Source organism: Alteromonas sp. a30 (assembly GCF_026788005.1).
Classification (GTDB): domain Bacteria; phylum Pseudomonadota; class Gammaproteobacteria; order Enterobacterales; family Alteromonadaceae; genus Paraneptunicella.
Map to the genome: position 1 here is coordinate 1 of NZ_JABEPE010000097.1, position 643 is coordinate 643.

The window sequence follows — 643 nt, forward strand, 5'->3', positions numbered from 1 at the left end:
GGGTCTACAAAAACTAGCTGGTATCGCAGCAATTTTCCAAGGGCTTATTTACATAGCAGCCTTTGTGTATTTTGGGGCTTTTTGGTCATATCCGGTTGATGGTAGTCCAGTCGAAAAAATGACTTACATGGCAGAAAATCAACTTCTATTTTCAATGATCTATTTTCTAATGTACGTGGTGTTTGGCATTTTTCTGGCCATACTCGTTATTGGTATGTATGAGAGGCTTAAACATAAAGTTAATCCCTTAATTACTATTGGATCTCTATTCGGGGGCATTTGGGTCGGTCTGGTGATTGCAAGTGGAATGATTTCGAATATCGGACTTGATCATGCAATCGATCTGATGGATGCAAATCCAGAAAAAGCCCTTGATATGTGGATAATCGTTTCAGTGATAACAGAAAGTATAGGTGGTGGAAATGAATTAGTTGGCGGACTTTGGGTTTTATTGATTAGCGTAGCAGCTATACAAGAGGGCAGATTACCCCGGTCACTTAACTATCTCGGATATTTTGTAGGCATAGCGGGCATTGCAACTATTTATCCTGACAAACTATTTACTGAAATATTTGGCGTATCACAAATTGTTTGGTTTATTTGGTTGGGTATATGTTTACTAACCGAGGAAAATGCTAACAAG

Annotated in this window: 1 protein-coding gene; it reads left to right on the top strand. The window is 38.7% G+C overall.

The window, feature by feature from the left end:
- Positions 1-643: DUF4386 family protein (locus HJG39_RS19360; RefSeq protein ID WP_268412071.1), on the top strand; the 643-nt coding region annotated here is incomplete at both ends.